Origin of the sequence: Actinoallomurus acaciae, assembly GCF_042429965.1 — a bacterium.
GTDB classification, from domain to species: domain Bacteria; phylum Actinomycetota; class Actinomycetes; order Streptosporangiales; family Streptosporangiaceae; genus Actinoallomurus; species Actinoallomurus acaciae.
In genome coordinates, this window is record NZ_JBHLZP010000674.1 from 1 (window position 1) to 3,751 (window position 3,751).

Annotated in this window: 3 protein-coding genes; all 3 read right to left on the reverse strand. The window is 72.3% G+C overall.

The annotated features are described in order from the left end of the window. Positions 1–4: 4 nt before the first annotated feature. Complete coding sequence (locus ACFFNX_RS44725) at positions 5–460, reverse strand: spermine/spermidine synthase domain-containing protein (protein WP_378212348.1); 456 nt, start codon at positions 458–460, stop codon at positions 5–7. A gap of 19 nt (positions 461–479) precedes the next feature. Beyond that, positions 480–2,372, reverse strand: coding sequence for an intein-containing Rv2578c family radical SAM protein (locus tag ACFFNX_RS44730; RefSeq protein WP_378212349.1), 1,893 nt, complete (start codon positions 2,370–2,372; stop codon positions 480–482). 86 nt (positions 2,373–2,458) lie between these two features. Next, positions 2,459–3,541, reverse strand: a complete 1,083-nt coding sequence (locus tag ACFFNX_RS44735; RefSeq protein WP_378212350.1) for a site-2 protease family protein — start codon at positions 3,539–3,541, stop codon at positions 2,459–2,461. Between the last annotated feature and the right edge of the window lie 210 nt (positions 3,542–3,751).

The following is a 3,751-nucleotide window of genomic DNA, read 5'->3' on the forward strand; positions in this document are numbered from 1 at the left end:
GATCTTACAGGGCGGCGTTTCCCTCGGTGACGGTCCAGTCGGGGCCGTTGTCGATGTCCAGGCACATCACGTCGAAGGCGGCCGTGCTCGCGCGCAGCCACGCCGCGAGGTCGGCGTGTTCGACGCGCACGCGCGGGTCGGACAGGGCGCCGCCGGAGAAGGGCCGCAGGTGGGTCTCGTGCCAGCCGATGACTGCCGGCTCGCGTTCGATGACGGTGACCGAGCGCGCGCCGGTGTGGCGCAGCGCCTCGGCGAGGGTGAAGCCCACGCCCAGCCCGCCGACGAGGACGTCCGCGGGCCGCGCGAGGCGGTGGAGCGGGGCGCGGACCAGCAGGCGTTCGGACTCTCCGGCGCGGGTGTCCATGAGGAACACGCCGTTGCTGATGATCTCGAAGTGCCGGCCGTTGCCGCGCAGCACCAGCTCGCCGTTCTCCCCGGCGCGGCGCTCATAGACCTCCACGCGGCCTCACCCTACCGATTCACAGCAGCGGCAGCTGCTCGGCGACCGGCTGAGGCGCGGCCGGCGGGGGAGGCGGGGCGGACAGGCGGCGGGGGTTGCGGCGGCCCCCGATGCCGTGTTCTTCGGCCAGCCGGGCGACCTTGGCGGAGATGCGCCGCTGGTAGTCCTTTGACGCGTACGCGCCGCGCCCGTACAGCCGTTCGTACGGGGCGACCAGTTCAAGACGGTAGTCGCGCAGCCAGCGCATGAACCACTCGCGGGCGCCCGGGCGCAGGTGCAGCACGATCGCCGACACCGAGGACGCGCCGGCCTCGGCGATGCGCTTGACCGCGGCCTCCAACTGGCGGGGCGTGTCGGACAGGTACGGCAGAATCGGGCCCATCAGCACGCCGCAGCCGATGCCGTGCTCGACGAGCGTGGCGCACACCTCAAGGCGCTTGAGCGGGCTCGGCGTGCCCGGCTCGATCAGCCGCCACAGCTCCTTGTCGACGAAGCCGACCGACACGGCCGCGCCCACCTCGGTGCGCTCGGCGGCCTCCTCCAGCAGCGGCAGGTCACGCAGGATCAGCGACCCCTTGGTGAGGATCGAGAAGGGGTTGGCGTGGTCGCGCAGCGCCTCGATGATGCCCGGCATCAGCCGGTAGCGGCCCTCGGCCCGCTGGTAGCAGTCCACGTTGGTGCCCATCGCGATGTGCTCACCGGCCCACTTGGGCGCGGCCAGCTCCCGGCGCACGAGCTCGGGGGCGTTGACCTTCACCACGATCTGGGAGTCGAAGTCGTGGCCGGTGTCGAAGTCCAGGTAGCGGTGGGTGCCCCGGGCGAAGCAGTTGTGCGAGACGACGCCGTTCGCGATGAAGTCGCCCGTCCCCGTGGTGATGTCGTACATCGGCACGTCCAGGCCGATCGCCTCGACGGACGCGACGCCCAGCCTCGCGCCGCTCTCGAGCGCGACGCCCTCGATGCCGCGCCACCGGGTGATGGCGGGGTCGGTCAGGTGGAAGAACCTCAGGTGTTCGGCGAGCCCGCCTCGCAGCCGGACGGCGCTCGGCGATCGCCCGGCGGTCTCGACGGCGTGCTCGAACCCGAAGTGCTCCAGGTCGCCGGTGATCGCACGGACGGTGCCGGGGCCGGAGATGGGGAGGACCCCGCCCGCGCGGCCTCCGCCGGCGTCGAAGACGCCGGCGAGGAATCCCTTCCGCCATTCGTCCGTCGCGATGCCGGGCCGGGCGATGAGGCGCCCGACATCGGTGGCGGCACCGAGATCCGCGAGGAGGCGCCGCGCGCGGCGCAGGGCCTTCGGACCGGCCGCAGGCAGGACCTCATGACCGGTCGCGTCTGCGCGCAGCAGTCCGCTCAGGTAGCCGAGCCGGTAGTCCGCGTCCTGCTTCGGGGGAGCGGCGAACCCGCCCGTCCCCGTCAACGCGTTGTCGCGTGTCAGGTGAGGGCGTCCTCCCGCGCCCGTGACATGTCTCCAGCCGCGCTCGGTCAGGAAGCGATGGTCGCCGCCGGCGATGAGCTCGGTGCCGTCCGCCAGGCGGACGCGGTGCGCCGGCTTGACCGTCTTCCAGTGCGCCAGCACCTCGGTCACCACGTAGCGGCGGCGGCCTCCCCTGACCTCGGTGCCGTAGATCGCGTCGCCGGCGCGCACGTCACGGATCGGCCTGGTGCGCCCATCCGCCATGAGGATCGGCGTTTCGCCGTACAGACAGTAAACGCACGCATGACTGCAGCCCCGGTACGGGTTGATCGTCCAGGTGAACGGCACGCGAGAGGCGCCCGGCACCTTGTTGATGATCGACTTGGCGCGGATCTCGTGGAAGGTGATCCCGCGGAACTCCGGCGTGTCGACCGTGACCGGCTGCCCGAACAGGCCCGGCTCCTGGCCGTCGAGTGACAAGGCGTCCCAGCGCATCCCCTCATGCTAGAACATGTGTTCGACGTGAACTCGTGGCGGGTCGCTCCGGCCCGGCCGCGTGGAACGGGTGTCCTTCGCGGCGGCTAGCGAACCGGCAGGCGTTCGAGCGCGCGGGTCAGGTCGCGGGGGGTGACGATGCCGACGAGACGCTCGCCGTCGAAGACCAGCAGGCGCTCGCGGGTCAGGCGGGGCAGGAGTTCCGCCAGCGGCGTGTGCGCCGTGGTGCGCCCGGCCTCCTCCACGACCGCGGCGACGGGTGCGCCCGGGTCCTGTTCGCCGATCCGCTCGGCGGTCACGATGCCGCGGACGACGCCCTCCTCCACCAGCGGGTAGGCGCTGTGGCGGTGACGGGGGAGCATCTCCCGCGAGAACTCCGCCGCCGTCATCGAGCCGGACACCGTGAAGGGGTCCGGCGTCATGATCCGGCCGATCGTGATGCCCTCCAGACGGGCGATCACCCGGGCCTGGCCCGCCTCCATCCCGGCCGCGGCGATCAGGAACCAGCCGATGACGATGAGCCACAGGCCGCTGAAGGTCCACAGCGACACGTAGAACCCGGCCACCATCGCCCCCCAGCCGAACCCGCGGCCGGCCTGGGCGGCGCGCAGCGTCGCCTTCGTCCGATCGCCGGACAGCCGCCACAGCAGGGCGTGCACGAGCCGTCCGCCGTCCAGCGGCGCCGCCGGGATGACGTTGAACAGGGCCAGCACGACGTTGATCGCCGCCAGCCAGGCCAGGCATCCGGCGACCATGCCGGTCATGCCCGCCAGCAGCAGGACCGCGGACGCGCCGGCCAGCACCACTCCCAGCAGTAGACTCACGAGCGGCCCGGCCCCCGCGATCCGCAACTCCGCCCCCGGGCTGTCCGGTTCGCCCTCGAACCGGGCCACCCCGCCCAGCAGCCACAGGGTGATGCCGTCGACGGTCAGCCCGTTGCGGCGCGCCACGATCGCGTGCGCCAGTTCGTGCGCGAGCAGTGACGCCATGAACGCCGCGGCGGTGAACAGGCCGCCGAGGACGTACACGACCGGGTGCAGGCCCTTGTAGGACTGGGGCAGACGGTCGGCGGCCAGGCCGTACGACAGGAGAGTGAAGACGACGAGGACGGTCCAGTTGACGCCGACGCGCACGCCGACGATCCGGCCCAGCCGGAAGGTGTCGTTCATCCGCCGCCGCCTCATGAGAGTGCCCTTGGTGAACCGATACCCGGATGCGGGCCCGGACTCTCCGGCAGAATGCCATCCCATGGGTGGGTCACGGGGGCGGCACGACAGATGGGGATTCCGGCGGGTGGGCGCGGCGGTGGGCGCCGCGCTGCTCATCGTGGCCGGTCCGGCGGCATGCGGCGGCGTCCACGACGAGCCGCGGGCCTCGGC

Excerpts from the sequence above, each read along its gene's own strand:
- ACFFNX_RS44730 (WP_378212349.1), bottom strand. The coding sequence starts at position 2,372 with ATGCGCTGGGACGCCTTGTCACTCGACGGCCAGGAGCCGGGCCTGTTC.
- ACFFNX_RS44735 (WP_378212350.1), bottom strand. The coding sequence starts at position 3,541 with ATGAACGACACCTTCCGGCTGGGCCGGATCGTCGGCGTGCGCGTCGGC.